Raw genomic sequence first — 16,965 nt, forward strand, 5'->3', positions numbered from 1 at the left:
AGGCGCCCCGGGAGATACCCGAGACGCCGCGCCGCTCAGCCCCAGACGATGGTGTAGTACTTCGCCGCCGCCGCGATCAGCGCCACGCTCGTCGCCACCAGCACGGTGACGGCCGGGCCCACCGTCGGGGTCTTCCCCGCGGAGTCCGTGAGCCGCAGCGGCATCCAGCGCAGCAGCACCGCGAGCGTCACGATCGCCAGCGGCACGAAATAGCGGCCCTGCACGCCGTCGATGATGTAGTAGCCGACCGGCGTGAACGACATGTACAGCGTCACGTAGATCATCGCGACGCTCGCGGCCATGGTGAGCGCGACGATCAGGGTGCGGCGGAAGGCCGGGACGGTCATCCGTTCCGCGATGCCGATGCTCACCGCGAACGCGAGCAGGCAGGCCAGCATGGCGATGGCGGGCACGTCGACGTAGGCGAAGCCGAGTTCACCGAAGAACTGGCTGAACCAGCGCTGGTCGCGCAGGGCGATGCTCTCGCCGAACACGTGCACGAACTCCGGTGGATCGCGCAGGATGCCGCTGAGCTGGTCGCCGGGACGCACCGAGTGCCACTGGTGCGGCGGCCGCATCAGGCCCATGCCGTCGCCGGTCGGCGCCGCGATCTTCATCCACACCGCGAACGCTAGCGCGCCCGCCGCGGCGAACACCCACGGAATCCCGCGCCGCCACCCGCTGAATCCGAATCGGTCGGCGGGAACCAGGGCGACCAGCAGCGCGAGCAACACATAGGTGGGCTTGCTCACCGGCAGCAGGATCGTCGCGGCCAGCAGCGCGCCGATCTCCACCCGGCCCAGTCGCATGCCGAGGAACATGGCCTTCACCAGCAGCGCGGAGACCAAGATGGCCAGCGCGTTGGTCATGGTGTCGGCGGTCACCGTGCCCGCCTGGAACACCGCGATCGGCAGCACGGCGACGGTGAACGCCAGCCACTGCACCCGGTGCGCACGCAAGGCGTACAGGCCGAACCCGACCACAGCGAGATAGGCCACCAGTCCGGCGAACCGGGTGAGCAGGAGCAGGCCACCCACGTTCAGCCCGAAGAGTTCGCCGAGGCGGATGCCGATAGCGGCCGGAATGTAGGGGATCGGCGAGTAAGCCGCGGTATTGGTGAACCACACCGGTTCGGTGGCGTCCGAGACCGCGGCGCCGGTCAGTTGGTCGTAGCGGGCCGGGTCGGCCACCATGGGATCCGGCTCGTCCGGGTTGGTGGAGTAGTCCCGCAGCGCGTAGCCCATCAGCTCGGTGATGCTGGACGGGACGTCGCCGCCGTAGGCGATGCCGCGATCGTCGTGGATCCGCTGCGGCAGGAACCCGCCGTGCGCGACCTGGTAGGCGCGACCGAACTGAGTGATCTCGTCATGACCCCAGAACGGCGGGGTGAGAACGGTGAACAGCGCACCGAAGATCGTCGCCAGCAGGGTGAATGCGATCGTCGCCGCGCCCAGGCGCGTCACCACTCGCTCCGCGAGACCTTTCGCCGACCGGTCCGTGCCGGTGGTCGCCGCCTCGGCGTCCACAGCCGGTAGCGGGGCGGTGTCGGTGGCGGGTAGCGGCGCGGTGTCCGAACGCTCGCCCAGATTCTCCTCCGGCGTCGCGGCCCGATCCGCCGAGGTCGTCAACGCCCGGCTCCGCCGTCGCTCGCGCTGCGCGGGTCCTCCGCGCCCACCGCGGTGTAGCGCAGGTAGACCAGGCGCGCGGCCTCGTGGCGGGAGCGCCGGATGCCGTCGAGGATCAGTCCCGCGGTCCAGGCGAGGCTGCCGAGCAGCAGCAGCGTGAAGGCGAGGAACAGCGTCGGGAACCGCGGCACCGTGTGGGTGTTGTAGAACTCGACGACGATCGGAATGGTCAGGACGATCGAGACCAGCCAGCTCAGCGTGCCGAACAGGCCGTAGAACGCGACCGGCCGCTCGTGCCGGGCCAGCCCGATGATCAGGGCGAGGATCTTGAATCCGTCGTGATAGGTGCGCAGCTTGCTCTCGCTGCCCGCCGGACGATCACGGAAGCCGACCGGCACCGCCGTCCGCGGCACCCGCAGGTGCAGGGAATGCACCGTGAGCTCGGTCTCGATCTCGAACTCACGAGACACCGCCGGAAAGCTCTTCACGAACCGGCGGGAGAACACTCGGAAACCGGAGAGCATGTCCTCGACGTTCTCGCCGAACACCTTCCCGACCACGCCGTTGAGCACCTTGTTACCGGTCTCGTGGCCCGCGCGGTAGGCCGAGGCGCCCTCGTCCTGCTTGCGCACGCCGAGCACATGGTCGTAGGGGCCGTCGAGCAACGTCTTGATCATCAGCGGCGCGGCGGACGCCTCATAGGTGTCGTCGCCGTCGACCATCAAGTACACGTCCGCCTCGATGTCGGCGAAGGCGCGGCGCACCACGTTGCCCTTGCCCTTGGTGTGCTCGTGGCGCACGATCGCTCCGGCCTCGCGTGCGCGCTCGGCGGTTTTGTCCGTGCTCAGATTGTCGTAGACGTAGACGACGATTCCCGGCACGGCGGCCTGCAGATCGGCCACGACCTTGGCGATCGAGGCCTCTTCGTTGTGACACGGAACCACGGCGGCAATACGGAGCTCGGTGGAGTCCACCCGGGTCAATCCTCGCGATCGGTGGTGAATGTGGGAACACGGGGAGGGTACAGGGAACTCACAGTTTGCGCGTGGCCGACCTCACCGTGTGCGGAGGCGGAATTTCCCCGCGCGGGCGCTTCGGCGCTCCTGCGGTACCGTCGGGCCGTGCCATCCAGTGAGTCCACCGCGCCCGCGGACGAGCCAGTGACGCAGGAGACCGAAGCGATCGTTCGCAAGGTGCTCACCGCGCTGCGCCGAGGCGGGGCTTTCCTGGTGGTCGGCGCGATCGGGTTCCTGGTGGACGCGGGCACGTACAACCTCCTGGTCTTCTGGGGTGGCGAGGGCGTGCTCTATCACTACCCACTGCCGGCAAAGATCATCGCGATCGCGGTGGCCACGGTGGTGACCTATTTCGGCAACAAGTGGTGGACCTTCGCGCACAAGCGGACTGACAATCCCGGTCGCGAATACCTGTTGTACGCGGTGTTCAACGTCGTCGCGATCGGCCTGCAACTGGGCTGTCTCGGCTTCTCCCGCTACGTGCTCGACCTGTCCAGCCCGCTGTCGGACAACATCTCCGGTACGTTGATCGGGCAGATCGTGGCCGTAGTGTTCCGGTACTGGGCCTATGACAAGTTCGTCTTCACCGGAGCGCGAGCGGGTACCGGCAGCGCCACCGACAACGAATCGGCGAACGTTTAGCAATGCTTCGAGCACACGTCGGCGTGGCCGTACGGCGGGCATCCGCACAGGGCGGTTGATATCCTCACCCCCGCCGTGAAGGCATCGAGGGGCGTGTCTGTCCCGTCCGGCACAATGAGAATTTCGAGGATTTCATGGATCAGTCGGCTATCGAGGCCGTTACCGAAACAAACGATCGCTCGACGGCCGCTGAGGCGCCTGCCGCGCTGCGCGCCGACCATCGGGCGCCGGACCGGCTTGTGCTCCAGCGCGGTATCTTCGCCGGTCCGTCGGCGAAGGTGAGCGACGAGCTGTACGCCGTCGTGAAAGGTGGCGCGCACCGAGAACGCCAGACCCTGCGTTTGGACAAGGGCGCGACCGCGCACACCAACACCTATTTCGGCCGGTTCGCCGCGAGCTACTGGCAGCGCTGGACCACGGTCACCGATGTGCGGGTCAGCATGGTGCTCGACGTCGCCGCCAAGGCGAACATCCGTCTGGTGGCCTCCGACATCGCCGGTCACCGCAGGATCATCGACACCCAGCGGGTCGACGCGAGCGGTTCGGTCACCCTGACCGCCCCGCTGGACCAGTACGTCGACGGCGGCGCGCTGTGGCTGGAGTTCGACGCCATCGGCGGCGCGCTCGGCATCGCGGAGTTGAGCTGGACCGCCGTCGCGCCGGAACGCGTCCGTCCGGTCGCCATCGCGATCTGCACCTTCAACCGTGCCGAGGACTGCGCCGAGACGGTCGCGGCGCTGTCCTCCGACCCGACCGTGCTCGCCGCGATCGACGCGGTGTACGTCGTCGACCAGGGCACCGATCTGGTCGAGAACCGGCCGCGTTACCAGGAGGTCGCACCGGTCCTCGGTGAGAAGCTGCGCTACCTGCGTCAGCCCAACCTGGGCGGCGCGGGCGGCTTCACCCGGGGGCTGTATGAGGTGTCCGCGGTCAACGAGCACGCCGACGTCATCCTGATGGACGACGACATCCTGTGCGAACCGGAGACGGTGCTGCGCCTGAACGCGTTCGCCAACCTGACGGTCGAACCGACCCTGGTCGGCGCGCAGATGCTGTTCCTGCTCAACCCCGACTACCTCAACGTCGGCGCCGAGGAAGTGCATCTGAACCGGCTGCGGCACGGCCAGAAGGTGCCCAAGGCGCTGCGCAACACCAGCATGTTGAAGAAGAACCAGGAGCGCCGCGTGGACGCGGGCTACAACGCCTGGTGGACCTGCCTCATCCCGGCCGAGGTGGTCGCGAAGATCGGCCTGCCGATCCCGATCTTCTTCCAGTGGGACGACGTGGAGTACGGCATCCGGGCGCGCGAGCACGGTTTCGTCACCGTCACGCTCCCCAACGCCGCGGTCTGGCACGCGGACTTCTACTGGAAGGACTACGACGACTGGGCGCGCTACTTCAGCACCCGCAACTCGCTGATCGTCGGCTCGCTGCACACCGAGCTGGACGGTAAGGACATCTCGGGCCGGCTGTTCCGGGAGATGTCCGAGCAGCTGGTCGCGATGCAGTACGGCTTGGTGCACACCACCCTGCAGGGCATCGAGGACTTCTTGAAGGGCCCGAAGGTATTGCGGGACGGCGGTATCGAGGCGCTGGCCGCCGCGCGGAGCAGCCGGGCCGACTACGCCGAGACGATCAAGCATCCGGCCTCGACGCCGCCGGTCCCTTCCGCGGACATCCAGTTGCGCCGTGCCGGTGGGGAACCCAGCCGCGCGAAGCTGGTGCTGATCAAGCGCGCGATCAATCAGTGGCTGGGCCGCACCCAGCACGGCATCATCGGCGTCACCAGGGAAGACGCCTACTGGTGGCATGTCTCGCTGTTCGACCACGTGGTGGTCACCGACGCCTCGCAGTCCGGCGTCCGGGTGCGTCGGCGCGACAAGGCCCGCGCGCTGCGGCTGCTGCGTCGGATGGTGCGTGTGCTGCGTCGCCTGCGCCGTGAGCTGCCCACGGTCCAGGCGCAGTACCGCGCGGCCATGCCGGAATTGACCAGCCGCGAGAATTGGGAGCGGTTGTACGGGATCGAAGGTCAGCGCGACCGCTGAGTTCGTTGGTACATCGGGGACGGGCTGACCAGCCCGTCCCCGATGTAGCCGCGAACGCTGCTGCCGCGGCAGCTGAATCCGGCCTGAAGACGCGGAGAGGCCTACAGGAAGAGGTCGGTGGTGAGTTCGCCGTCGCCCGGGGTGACGCGATACTTGTCCAGGTCGGTGATGCCGTGGGCGGCCAGGACATCATCGTCGATGAAGAAGTTGCCGCTGGTTTCCTTGCCGGGTGAGGTGAGCACCAGGTAGGCGGCGTCGGCGTAGATGTCGGGGGTGCGCGAGGTGGAGACCATCTCCTCGCCGCCGAGCAGGTTCTTCACCGCCGCGGTGGCGATCGTGCTGCGCGGCCACAGTGAATTGACGCCGATGCCGTCGCCTTTGAGTTCCTCGGCCAGCCCCAACGTGGTCAGCGACATGCCGTACTTGGCGATCGTGTAGCCCAGCGCCATGCCCGCCCACTTGGGGTCCAGGTTCAGCGGCGGGGACAGCGTCAGGATGTGCGGGTTGCGCCCGGCCTTCGCCGATTCGCGCAGATGCGGGATGCTCAGCTTGGACAGCAGGAAGCTGCCTCGGCAGTTGATGTCCTGCATCAAGTCGTATTTCTTCATCGGCAGTGCGTCCGTGGGGGACAAGTCGATCGCGGAGGCGTTGTTCACCACGATGTCGATGCCGCCGAACCGCTCGACCGTCTGGCGCACCGCCTCGGCCACCGACTCGTCGACGCGAACGTCGCCGACGAACGGCAGTACCTGCCCACCCTCCGCCTCGAGTTCCGCGGCGGCGGTGTGGATGGTGCCCGGCAGCTTGGGATGCGGCTGATCGGTCTTCGCGATCAGGGTGATGTTGGCGCCGTCGGCCGCGGCCCGCTTGGCGATCTCCAGCCCGATGCCGCGACTGCCGCCGGACATGATCATCGTCCGGCCCGCTAGCGGCTTGGATCCCGGTTCCGTCATCTGACCTGCTCCTTCGTTTCCGCCGCAGGCATCAGCCCGCGGCTGTACGCGCTTGCAGACTAAGCGTAAACCCGCTCGTTATGCAACCAGTTGCATAGGTGGTGCGAAGAGAGGGCACCGGCGTGCCGGTGCCCTCTTCCGGTTCAGGCCGTGGCGGCGATGAGCACGATGTTCAGCAAGAACATCAGGCCGACCAGGGCCCAGACGATGTACAGGAACAGCAGGCCCGGCGCTTTCTGCGGAACCGGTCCGATCGCGCCGTTGAGGAAGATCACAACCGGCGGCTTGTAGTAGAACCGCGCGGCCTGTCCCTCGGCGATCGGCACGGTCACGTTGGCCGAACCCATGTCGAACAACCACGGGGTGGTGACCCGGACGTGGTACTGGCCCGGGCCGACCGGGATGTGGTTCGCGCCCCAACGGGTGTTGGGCACCCGCTGTCCGTTGACCAGGATCTTCGGCTTGGTCAGCCCGAGCATGAACGTCCAGAGCGAGTACGAGGCATCGATGGTGATGCCCGGCGGATCGGCGGGCCTGCCGTAGCCCTGCGGGCCGAACTGCTGCGGTTGACCGTACGGTTGCGGTTGACCGTACGGTTGCGGCTGGCCGTAGGGCTGCGGCTGCCCGTACTGCGGTGCGGGCTGGGCGAATTGGGGCGCGGGCTGCCCGTATGGCGACTGGCCCACCTGAGGTTGGGCGAGATGCGGTTGGCTCGGATGCTGCCCCGCGGGCGGCGCGTACTGCGCGGGCGCCTGCTGAGGCGGGTACTGGCCGACTGGCGGCTGCTGACCGAATGTCGGCTGTCCGGGCCATTGGCCGGGCTGCTGACCGGGTGGCGGGTACCCGCCGGGCTGACTCATCTATCCCTCCCAGATAGCGAACGATGCGAAGGGCACCCTACCGTGCCCCCGCTCGATCAGCGTCGCGAGTTCCGCTCCCGGAACATCTTGCGGTGCTGCTTGCTGATGTCCCGCCAGGCTCGCTCGCGTTCGGCTTGCAGCCGTTTGTCGGTGCGCGCCCGCATCCACTCGTTCTCCCGGGCCAGCTTGTCGTAGCTGTCGAGCCTGCGCTGGGTGAGTTCGCCGTTGTCGATCGCCTCCCGCACCGCGCACCCGGGTTCGCCGTGGTGCGCGCAATCGCCGAAACGACACTGGGCGGCAAGGGTTTCGATGTCGCTGAAGGTCTTCTCGATGCCTTCGGCGGCGTCCCACAGCCCGACGCCGCGCAGCCCCGGCGTATCGATCAGGGTGCCGCCGCCGGGCAGCGGGCGCAGCTCCCGGTGCACCGTGGTGTGCCTGCCTTTCTTGTCGGTGTCGCGAACCGCGGTGGTGGCGAAGACCTCCGCGCCGAGCAGCGCGTTGGCGAGAGTCGACTTCCCAGCACCGGAGGGTCCGAGCAGCGCGACGGTGCCGTCGAGCAGCGCCGTGAGCACGTCGAGCCCGAGGCCGGTGTTCGCGCTCACCTCGAGCACGGCAGCGCCCGGCGCGACGGCGCGTACCTGGGCGAGCGGGAGGTCGTCGGCCGCGTCGGCCTTGGTGAGCAGCACGATCGGCTGGGCATTGCTCTCCCAGGCCAGCGCGAGCATGCGTTCGATGCGGCCGAGATCCACGTCGCCGTCGGCGGCGGCACAGATCAGCACGGTGTCGACGTTGGCGGCGAGCACCTGGCCCTGGGACCGGCCGGAGACCGACGATCGCATGATCGCCGATCGGCGCGGCAGCAACCGGCGCACCGCCGAGGTGGCGTCGACGGTCACCCAGTCGCCGGTGCACAGCCCACTGACCTCGGAATCCGGGCGCGGGCAACGAGCGCGGGCGAGCCCGTCGGGCGTGGCCACATCGCATTCGCTGCGATCCATGCGGATCACTCGCGCGGGCACACAGTCTTCCTCGATCATCGAGGCGTACTGCGCGGCAACGGCTTCGGTCCAGCCGTAAGGGACGAGAAGGTCGTGGACGACCATGATGGAAGGAGTCCTTCGTCGGGCGCCGAACCCGACGAAGGGTTCAGCGAGCGGAGAATGAGGTGGAGTTTCGTGTGGCGGCATGACCGACGTCAGCTCGCCTGAACACGACAACCCGAACGTTCCTCGTCACGGTCCACACCTCCTTGCCTCTCTCGCAGTTCTGCCCACTCTTGCACTCGACTCCGGCTCCGCACAACCGAATTACCGATTCGGGTCGGAAGCGCCACGCATCGGACTGATCCGAGGCGCCGCGCGGGCGACCTTCCGAGCTCAGTCGGGCTTGCCGAACTGCTCGTGGCGGCCGAGTGAGCGTAGGTGGAACCATTCGCGCAGGCCGGCCGGGTCGCGGCGGGTGACGAGGAAGAACCAGGAGAAGCGAACCCACTCCTGGGGCAACAATTTCCGCATACCCGGCTGCGACATCAAGTAGCCGCGGTTGCGGTAGGTGAAGTAGCGCTTCACCGGATCGTCGGGATATTGCGTGTGCATCCGGCCGCCGAGAATCGGCTTGAACTCCGCCGCACCGTTGGGATGCAGATATGCCGTCTGCAGGCAGGTGCCGAACGGCAGCCCGGAGCGCACCAGCCTGCGATGCACCTCCACCTCGTCACCGCGCACGAACAGGCGCAGGTCCGGCACGCCGATCACGTCGACCGCCCGCGCGGAGATCAGCGCGCCGTTGAACAGCGAGGCGATGCCGGGCAGGAAGTCGTCGTCGCCGAGTTCCGAGCGCAGCCTGCGCCAGACCACGCCGCGGCGCAGCGGGAAGGCGAGACGGTCGGGTTCGTCGATATCGCAGACCACGGGCGAAACCTCGACCAGACCGTGCCGGTTCGCGCAGTCCAGCAGGGTGGACAGCACGTCGGGGCCTTCGGGCCTGCCGTCGTCGTCGGCGAGCCACACCCAGTCCGCGCCGATGCTCAACGCGTGCAGCATGCCGAGCGCGAACCCGCCCGCGCCGCCGAGGTTGTGCGCCGAGCCCAGGTAGGTGGATTCCACCGGCTGGTCGCGCACCAGATCGGCGACTTCGGTCTCGTTGCCGTTGTCCACCACGATCAGGTGGTCCACCGGCCGGGACTGCGAGGTGACGACCTTCAGTGACTCGGCGAGCAGTTCGCGGCGCTTGTGCGTGACGACGACGGCAACGATGCGCGGCTGCGAATCCGGGTCCGGCGCCGCGGATTCCGCGGCGGGATCGGCGAGCTCGACGGCATCCTCCGGTGCGGAGCCGATCCGGGCCTGCGCCCCTTCGTCGATCGGGGTGTCCTGCCCGGTCGGCTCACTCATGCTGTGGCCTTCCCGGCATGTGCGGGGCCCTCCGTGGTCACGCTTCGCTGCCGCCTCCGGGCCTGACCGCTCATGCCTGATTCCGCTCCAATTCTCGATCTGATTTCTCGCCCCGCTCCGCTTCCATCTCGCGCAGCACGGTCGCGACGTGATTCCCCGCCTCCGGCCCCTCATAGGCTCGCACCACTTCTTCGATGCCGCCACGCAAGCGGATCTGGCCGTGGTCGATCCACAACGCCGTGTCGCACAACTGCGCGAGGAATTCGTTCGAATGGCTGGCGAAGACCAGGATGCCCGAACGCGCCACCAACGACTGCAACCGCTTGCGGGCCTTCTTCATGAATTCCGCGTCGACGGCGCCGATGCCCTCGTCGAGCAGCAGGATCTCGGGATCGATCGAGGTGACCACGCCCATCGCGAGGCGCACCCGCATACCGGTGGAATAGGTGCGCAGGGGCATGGACAGGTATTCGCCGAGCTCGGTGAAATCGGCGATCTCATCGATCTTCGACAGCATCTGCTTGCGGGTCTGTCCGAGGAACAGTCCGCGGATGATGATGTTCTCGTAGCCGGAGATCTCCGGGTCCATGCCGACGCCGAGGTCGAACACCGGAGCCACCCGCCCGCGGATGCGCGCACTGCCCCGCGACGGTTCGTAGATGCCCGAGAGCAGGCGCAGCAGCGTCGATTTGCCCGCGCCGTTGTGCCCGACCAAGCCCACCCGGTCGCCCTCTTTCAGCGACAGGTTGATGTCCCGGAGGGCCTCGACCACGACGACGTCGGATTTGTTGCGTCCGATCGCGCCGCCGGCCTTGCCGAGGAACGCCTTTTTCAACGACCGTGATTTGGCGTCGAAGATCGGGAATTCGACCCAGGCTTCCTGGGTCTCGATACTCACACGACTCATCGGGGCGCTCCTATACCCAGTACGGTACGCGCGAACGGAACTGCTTCATCGCGAGGATCGCCACGATCCAGCCCAGCAGGGTGATCACGCCGACGACCAGCCAGTGCCGCAGTTCTTGCGGTTCGCCGAGCAGGGGCGCCCGGACGATTTCGAGATAGTGGAACGTCGGCACGAGTTCGGCCAGCTTCGCGCGGTCGCCGTTGTTCATCTGCGATTGCAGCGTCTTGGTCGTCCACATGACCGGGGTCAGCACGAACAGCATCAGCGTGGTGCTGCCGAGAATCGGCGCGATGTCGCGGTAACGCGTGCTGAAGATGCCGAACACGATCGATACCCACATCGAATTCAGGAAGATCAGCGCGATCGCCGGAATCGCCATGAGGCTGGCCACCCCGAGATGGCGCCACACGCCGAACGCGGCGAGCATCACCACGTAGATGACCATGTTGTGGGCGAAGAAGAGCAGTTGCCGCCACACCAGCCGGTAGACGTGCACGCTCAAGGCCGAAGGAAGCTGCTTGATCAGGCCCTCATTGGCGATGAAGACCTCCGAGCCCTCCAGGATGCTCGCGCTGATCACGTTCCAGATGATCAAGCCGACCGTCACGTAGGGCAGGTACTCCCGCAGCGGCTGGCCGAGCAGCGCCGCGTACAGCACACCCATCGCCACGGCCTGCAAGCCGGTGGCGATGGTGATCCAGAACGGACCGAGCACCGAGCGCCGGTAACGCTGCTTGATGTCCTGCCAGCCGAGCGACAGCCACAGCTCCCGCTGCGCGAAGCCGACCGCGAAGTCCTGGAACGCGCGCCGGAACGTCTGGGAGTCCGGCACGATCTTCGCCACGGTGGCTCCGGCGTGCAGGGTCTCCGTCTCCGGTGTTGCCGCGCTCACCGGGTCCTCCGGTGAGTCGTCGCCGGAACGCTCCGTGTGCTCGGCCGAGGGGGTCGGCGAGCTGTCATCTGAACGTGCTTGGTCATCGGAACCAACTGAGCTCTCTTCAGGACGCACCGCACTCGGATCGGAAACCGAGTCGGAGCGAGCGGCAGCGGCGGGCACGGTGCACGAGACTACCCCGGCCGCTTCCCGCCGCCGCGTGGCACACGCGCGTCACCGGTCTCACAGGTACTGGCCGGAACCGCCGGTGACGTGACCGGCTTGACCGCCGCGCGGGTCGGCGGCGTTGAGGCCGGGCGGTAGCGCGCCTTGGCGCATCTGTTCGAGCTGGGCGCGCGCGGCCATCTGCTGGGCGAACAGCGCGGTCTGGATGCCGTGGAACAGGCCCTCCAGCCAGCCGACCAGCTGGGCCTGCGCGATCCGCAGCTCGGCGTCGGTCGGGACGGCGTCGTCGGTGAACGGCAAGGTGAGCCGCTCGAGTTCCTCCCGCAGTTCCGGGGCGAGGCCCTGCTCCAGCTCCCGCACGGAGGACGTGTGGATCTCCTTCAGGCGATTGCGGCTGGCCTCGTCCAGCGGGGCGGCGCGCACCTCCTCGAGCAGCTGCTTGATCATGGTGCCGATGCGCATGACCTTCGCGGGCTGCTCGACCATGTCGGCGAGCGATTCGCCGGAGTCGTCCCGATCGCCCGACTCGTCCTTGTTATCGTCGGTCACGACCTGCGCGGTGAAGGGAGCCCCCGGTCCGGCCGCCGCCGGGATGGCCAACGGCCTGCCGTCGGGTCCGACAACGACGATGTGGTCCGGTGCCTCGTCCGAGTGCGTCATGGTCCCTATCATGTCGTGTTCGCTCCGAACGCGCTAAGCCGGTGTTCCGCGGACGGGGCACACTGGGCAGGGCGCGGCGCGTGGCGCTGGTACGCACCGCCCCGGGAGCCGGCGTTCTATTCTGTTCGGGTCGTGTGATTCGGATTTGTCGAAAGTCGGTCGCCATGCTGAGTCCCAGGTCGCTGTGCTCTCGCCACGATGTGGAGGGGAACGCGGTTACACAGGCTCGCCTGCTGGCCTTAGAGTGGCCAGCATGACTTACGACGTCGCGCGGGTTCGGGGCCTGATACCGTCCCTGGGCGACGGCTGGATCCATCTCGACCCGCAAGCGGGCATGCTGATCCCGGACGCGGTATCCCGGGCCGTTTCAACGGGTTTCCGAACTTCTTCCTTCTCGCATATCGGCCGAACCGCCGCGGCCGTGCGCAGCGCGGCGATTCTGGACGCGGCCCGCGAGGCCGTCGCGGACTTGGTCGGCGGTGACCCGGCGGGTGTCGTGCTCGGTCCCGACCGTGCGGTCCTGCTGGCCTGGCTGGCCGAATCGCTGAGTTCCCGCCTCGGACTCGGCACCGGCATCGTGTTGTCCAGGCTGGACGACGAGGCCAATGTCGCGCCGTGGCTGCGCATCGCCAACCGCTACGGCGCGCACGTGCGCTGGGCCGAGGTGGAGATCGAGACCTGCGAGATGCCGTCCTGGCAGTTCGAGGAGCTGATCGGACCGACTGCGCGGCTGGTCGCCCTCACCGCCGCCTCGCCCATCGTCGGCTCGGCGCCCGCCGTGCGGGTTGCCGCGGACCGGGTGCACGAGGTGGGCGGCCTGCTGGTGGCCGACGCGTTCGGCGCCGCGCCCTACGCGCTCATCGACATCGAGGAACTGAACGCCGACGTCGTCGCGTTGAGCGCACCGGCGTGGGGCGGTCCGCAGATCGGCGCGCTGGTCTTCCGTGACCCCGCGTTCCTGGATCGGATCCCGTCCATGTCGCTCAACCCCTATGCGAAGGGCGCCGAGCGGCTCGAGGTCGGCGGGCACCAATACGCGCTGCTCGCGGGCCTGACCACTTCGATCGATTTCCTGGCCGGGCTGGACGAGCGGGCCCACGGCACCCGGCGCGAGCGGCTGGAGATGTCGATCACCTCGTTGCAGGACTACCACGACCAGCTGTTCGAGCACCTGATGAGCATGCTCGACTCGATCCCGAGCCTCACCGTGATCGGCCGCGCGTCCACCCGCATTCCCACGGTCAGCTTCACGCTCGCGGGCATGCAGGCGGAGAAGGTCGCGGCGAAGCTCGCCGATAACCGGATCGGCACGGTGAGCGGTGTGCACGGCGGCAGCAGGCTGCTGGACGCGCTCGGCGTCAACGACGAGGGCGGCGCGGTGACCATCGGGCTCGCGCCCTACACCACCAAGTTCGAGATCGATCAGCTCGGCAGGGCGCTGCTGGCGCTGGAGTGAGCGCCGCTCAGAGTTCCGCCACCCGCAGCACGACCTTGCCGACCACCTCGCCGGAGTCCAGCAGCCGGTGCGCTTCGGCGGCCTCCTCGATCGGCAGTTCGGCCGCGATGACGGGCGCCACCGTGCCGTCGGCGATCAACGGCCACAACTGCCCGCGCACCTCCGCCACGATCTCGGCCTTGCCGCCCGCTCCGGTCGCGGGCCTCGCGCGCACGTTGGTGGCGTGGACGGTGCCCCACTTGCGCAACAGGGCGCCCAGGTTCAGTTCGGCGGTCACTCCGCCCTGCATGCCGATAACCACGAGGCGGCCGTGCTCGGCCAGCGCGTCGACGTTGCGTCCCAGGTAGGCCGCGCCCATGTTGTCGAGGATGACGTCCGCGCCGGAGCCGCCGGCGCCCGACCGCTCGGCACGCACGGCCGCGACGAAGTCGTCCTCTTTGTAGTTGATCAGCACGTCCGCCCCGAGTTCCGCGCAGCGCGCCAGCTTCTCGGCCGATCCGGCGGTCACCGCTACGCGCGCGCCGAGGGCCTTGGCGACCTGGATGGCGTGCGTACCGATCCCGCTGCCGCCGCCGTGGATCAGCACCAGCTGGTTGGCTCGCAGGCCCGCGGTCATCACCAGGTTCGACCACACGGTCGCCGCCACCTCGGGCAGCCCGGCCGCCGCGCCCAGGTCCAGGCCGTCCGGCACCGGAAGCACCTGGGTGGCGGCCACCACGACCCGCTCGGCGTAGCCGCCGCCGGACAGCAGCGCGCACACTCGATCGCCGACCGCCCAGTCGCGCACTCCGTCGCCGATTCCGGCGATCACGCCGGAGCATTCCAGGCCGAGTAGCGGGCTGGCTCCCGGCGGGGGCGGGTAGAAGCCCTGACGCTGCAACAGATCGGCCCGGTTGACACCCGCGGCGGCCACCTCGATCAGCACTTCTCCGTGTCCCGGCTTCGGCTCCGGCGCTTCGGCCAAGACCATGACATCGGGACCGCCGAAACCGTTCAGATCTATAGCGCGCACCATGCCATAGTGCTCCGCGCGGACGGACGGCCGCGCCCTGGCCCCCGGAGCCGTCCTTTCCGGACCGATCCGGCAAGCGGCCTGCGGTGACCGGCGTCACGGACTACCGTTCCGGTGATGAGTGGCGGCTTCATCGATTTCCAGAACGAGATCTACCTCGGCGGTCTGGGCGGCGTGAGACCCGAATTGCCCATGACCGCAGCGGGTCTGGAGTCGCTGGCGCGGGAGCGGCTGGATCCGGCCGCCTTCGCCTACGTGGCGGGCAGCGCGTCCGCGGAGCGCACCGCCGCCGCCAACCGATCCGCCTTCGACCGCTACCGCATCCTGCCGCGGATGCTGCGCGGCTCCACCGGCCCCGGCGCCCGGGATCTGTCCGTCGAGGTGCTCGGCACGAAACTGGCCGCGCCCGTGCTCACCGCGCCGGTCGGCGTCCTGGAACTCCTGCACGAGGGCGGCGAGGTGATCGTGGCGGAGGTGACCAAGGAACTCGGCCTCGGCACGGTGCTGTCCACGGCCGCTTCCTCCACCATCGAGGACGTCGGCGCGGCGGCCGGTGCGTGGTGGTATCAGCTGTATTGGCCCGCGGATGACGAACTGGCCTGCTCTTTCGTCCGGCGCGCCGAGCAGGCCGGAGCTTCGGCGATCGTGGTCACCGTGGACACTCCGACCCTCGGCTGGCGGCCGCGCGACCTGGAACAGGCGCACCTGCCGTTCCTGCACGGCAAGGGCATCGCCAACTACCTGTCCGACCCGGTGTTCCGGGCCAAGCTGCCCGCCGCGCCGGAGGAGAGCGAGGAGGCGATGCGGACGGCCATCCTCACCTGGGTCGGCCTGTTCGGCAACCACACGCTGCGGCTCGCGGACCTCGCGCTGCTGCGCGAATGGACGGATCTCCCGATCGCGGTGAAAGGCATCCTGCACCCGGACGACGCGCGTCAGGCAGTGGATGCCGGCGCCGATGCGGTGGTGGTGAGCAATCACGGCGGCCGCCAAGTGGACGGCTCGATCGCGGCGCTGGACGCGCTGCCCGCGGTGGTGGCCACCATCGGCGACCGCGCCGACGTCCTGTTCGACTCCGGCCTGCGCACCGGTTCCGACGTGCTCGTGGCGCTGGCCCTGGGTGCGAAGGCGGTGCTGTACGGGCGGCCGTGGGCCTATGGCCTCGGGCTCGCGGGCGCCGCGGGGGTACGGCACGCGCTGCGCACGTTGCTCGCCGATTTCGACTCCACCCTCGGCCTCGCCGGATGCACCAGCCCGGCCGCGGTGAACCGCGCACTGCTGTCCACGGTGCGCTGACCTGCGAGAGTTGCCCATTTCGGCAGTTCGTCGCGCATAGAATGACCACCGTGCATCCCGAACCGAGCGGTCGCGTCGTGGCCGAGCCCCGCTGGCTCACCCCGGCCCAGCAGCGCGCCTGGCGCGCGTACATGGACGGCCACCAGCGCCTGATGACGGCACTGAATCGTCAGCTGCAACGTGACAGCGACCTGACCGTCGCCGAATACCGGATCCTGGTCCTGCTCTCCGAGGCGCCCGACCGCTCGTTGCGGATGAGCGAGCTGGCCGACGGCGTGCTGTCCTCGCGCAGCAAGCTGACCCACCAGATCCGGCGGCTGGAGGCACAGAAGATGGTCCGCCGCAACACCTGCCTGGAGGACGGCCGCGGCGTGCTCGCCGAACTCACCGACGAGGGCCTGCGCCGCCTGCAAACCGCCGCGCCCGGCCACGTCGAAGCCGTCCGCCGCAATTTCATCGACCTGCTGGCTCCGGCCCAGCTCGAGGTGATCGCCGACGTCTTCGGCCGCGTCGACGAGGAAATCGGCAAGCACTCCGGCTGAGCCGTCCGCTACGATCAGGTCCCTGGAGACGTGGCAGAGCGGCCGAATGCACTCGCCTTGAAAGCGAGCGTCGCGAGAGCGACCGGGGGTTCAAATCCCTCCGTCTCCGCTCCACTCGTCGCTGGCTCATGCTCATGGAGAGCATGAGCCGGGCTCGTTTCGCAATGCTTTGTGGGGGTGCAACCCCCACACCCCTCCCGGCGGGCTTCGCCCCCGGACCCCCGCTGTGGGTTGGGCCGGGTCTTTCGCTGCTGGCTGGGTCACATTTCTGGTCCGGGCACCCGCTGATGGCCGGGGTTGCCGTTGACGGTTGGACCTTCAGTTGTTGGCTCGGCACTGTCCCGTTGGAACCGCCGCTGGTTATAGTCCCATGCCCACGCGGAAGTCTCTGCGGACGAAATTCGGCCGGATGTCCATGTCGGGTGGGTCGTAGTAGCGGTGGAAGGTCGGGGTCAGGCCGGAGGAGATCGGCGGGTTGATCCAGGACCAGTCGGTGGG

At 68.4% G+C, this 16,965-nt stretch carries 16 protein-coding genes and 1 tRNA gene; 6 read left to right on the forward strand and 11 right to left on the reverse strand.

Annotated features, from left to right (window positions below; genetic code table 11):
- Positions 1 to 35: 35 nt before the first annotated feature.
- Positions 36 to 1,628 carry a DUF2142 domain-containing protein gene (locus AB0L97_RS23355; protein WP_356963358.1) on the reverse strand — a complete coding sequence of 531 codons (1,593 nt, stop codon included), beginning with the start codon at positions 1,626 to 1,628 and terminating at the stop codon, positions 36 to 38.
- Positions 1,625 to 2,599 (reverse strand): glycosyltransferase, encoded by a 975-nt coding sequence (locus tag AB0L97_RS23360; protein WP_364432959.1) that lies wholly within the window; start codon positions 2,597 to 2,599, stop codon positions 1,625 to 1,627. The genes AB0L97_RS23355 and AB0L97_RS23360 overlap by 4 nt, the downstream gene beginning before the upstream one ends.
- 147 nt (positions 2,600 to 2,746) lie before the next feature.
- Here AB0L97_RS23360 and AB0L97_RS23365 point away from each other — a divergent pair, with 147 nt between their 5' ends.
- Positions 2,747 to 3,283 carry a GtrA family protein gene (locus tag AB0L97_RS23365; RefSeq protein ID WP_355073072.1) on the forward strand — a complete coding sequence of 179 codons (537 nt, stop codon included), beginning with the start codon at positions 2,747 to 2,749 and terminating at the stop codon, positions 3,281 to 3,283.
- A 134-nt stretch (positions 3,284 to 3,417) separates the two neighbouring features.
- Positions 3,418 to 5,328, forward strand: coding sequence for a glycosyltransferase (locus AB0L97_RS23370; protein WP_364432963.1), 1,911 nt, complete (start codon positions 3,418 to 3,420; stop codon positions 5,326 to 5,328).
- Between the two features lie 101 nt (positions 5,329 to 5,429).
- Here AB0L97_RS23370 and AB0L97_RS23375 read toward each other — a convergent pair whose 3' ends face one another.
- The 7 genes from AB0L97_RS23375 to AB0L97_RS23405 all read right to left on the reverse strand — a co-directional run bounded on the left by AB0L97_RS23375 (position 5,430) and on the right by AB0L97_RS23405 (position 12,161).
- Positions 5,430 to 6,281 carry an NAD(P)-dependent oxidoreductase gene (locus AB0L97_RS23375; protein ID WP_364432966.1) on the reverse strand — a complete coding sequence of 284 codons (852 nt, stop codon included), beginning with the start codon at positions 6,279 to 6,281 and terminating at the stop codon, positions 5,430 to 5,432.
- A 143-nt stretch (positions 6,282 to 6,424) separates the two neighbouring features.
- Complete coding sequence (locus tag AB0L97_RS23380) at positions 6,425 to 7,141, reverse strand: hypothetical protein (protein WP_364432969.1); 717 nt, start codon at positions 7,139 to 7,141, stop codon at positions 6,425 to 6,427.
- Positions 7,142 to 7,197: 56 nt separating this feature from the next.
- Positions 7,198 to 8,244, reverse strand: a complete 1,047-nt coding sequence (rsgA, locus tag AB0L97_RS23385; protein WP_364432972.1) for a ribosome small subunit-dependent GTPase A — start codon at positions 8,242 to 8,244, stop codon at positions 7,198 to 7,200.
- 273 nt (positions 8,245 to 8,517) lie between these two features.
- Positions 8,518 to 9,534 (reverse strand): glycosyltransferase family 2 protein, encoded by a 1,017-nt coding sequence (locus AB0L97_RS23390; RefSeq protein ID WP_355073062.1) that lies wholly within the window; start codon positions 9,532 to 9,534, stop codon positions 8,518 to 8,520.
- Between the two features lie 70 nt (positions 9,535 to 9,604).
- Entirely contained in the window at positions 9,605 to 10,441 is an 837-nt protein-coding gene (locus tag AB0L97_RS23395) for an ABC transporter ATP-binding protein (RefSeq protein ID WP_355073060.1), read from the reverse strand.
- 10 nt (positions 10,442 to 10,451) lie between these two features.
- The gene (locus AB0L97_RS23400) at positions 10,452 to 11,276 is read right to left on the reverse strand and encodes an ABC transporter permease (protein ID WP_355073732.1); all 825 of its coding nucleotides are present in this window, start codon (positions 11,274 to 11,276) and stop codon (positions 10,452 to 10,454) included.
- Between the two features lie 282 nt (positions 11,277 to 11,558).
- The gene (locus tag AB0L97_RS23405; protein ID WP_355073058.1) at positions 11,559 to 12,161 is read right to left on the reverse strand and encodes a bacterial proteasome activator family protein; all 603 of its coding nucleotides are present in this window, start codon (positions 12,159 to 12,161) and stop codon (positions 11,559 to 11,561) included.
- A gap of 253 nt (positions 12,162 to 12,414) precedes the next feature.
- Between AB0L97_RS23405 and AB0L97_RS23410 the strand changes: the two genes are divergently transcribed.
- Positions 12,415 to 13,617, forward strand: coding sequence for a cysteine desulfurase-like protein (locus AB0L97_RS23410; protein ID WP_355073057.1), 1,203 nt, complete (start codon positions 12,415 to 12,417; stop codon positions 13,615 to 13,617).
- Between the two features lie 7 nt (positions 13,618 to 13,624).
- On the opposite strand, the gene AB0L97_RS23415 is transcribed toward AB0L97_RS23410, so the two are convergent.
- Positions 13,625 to 14,629 carry an NAD(P)H-quinone oxidoreductase gene (locus AB0L97_RS23415; RefSeq protein WP_364433011.1) on the reverse strand — a complete coding sequence of 335 codons (1,005 nt, stop codon included), beginning with the start codon at positions 14,627 to 14,629 and terminating at the stop codon, positions 13,625 to 13,627.
- Between the two features lie 117 nt (positions 14,630 to 14,746).
- Here AB0L97_RS23415 and AB0L97_RS23420 point away from each other — a divergent pair, with 117 nt between their 5' ends.
- The 3 genes from AB0L97_RS23420 to AB0L97_RS23430 all read left to right on the forward strand — a co-directional run bounded on the left by AB0L97_RS23420 (position 14,747) and on the right by AB0L97_RS23430 (position 16,576).
- A complete protein-coding gene (locus tag AB0L97_RS23420) occupies positions 14,747 to 15,925 on the forward strand; it encodes an alpha-hydroxy-acid oxidizing protein (protein WP_355073055.1) in 1,179 nt (392 codons plus the stop codon).
- A gap of 131 nt (positions 15,926 to 16,056) precedes the next feature.
- A complete protein-coding gene (locus AB0L97_RS23425; protein WP_364433014.1) occupies positions 16,057 to 16,467 on the forward strand; it encodes a MarR family transcriptional regulator in 411 nt (136 codons plus the stop codon).
- Positions 16,468 to 16,491: 24 nt separating this feature from the next.
- Positions 16,492 to 16,576 (forward strand) — tRNA-Ser (locus AB0L97_RS23430).
- Between the two features lie 251 nt (positions 16,577 to 16,827).
- On the opposite strand, the gene AB0L97_RS23435 is transcribed toward AB0L97_RS23430, so the two are convergent.
- The coding region (locus AB0L97_RS23435) for a nitric oxide synthase oxygenase (protein ID WP_364433017.1) at positions 16,828 to 16,965 on the reverse strand (138 nt) is incomplete at its 5' end.

The sequence above is a fragment of the Nocardia sp. NPDC051911 genome, assembly GCF_040681035.1.
Lineage (GTDB): Bacteria > Actinomycetota > Actinomycetes > Mycobacteriales > Mycobacteriaceae > Nocardia > Nocardia sichangensis.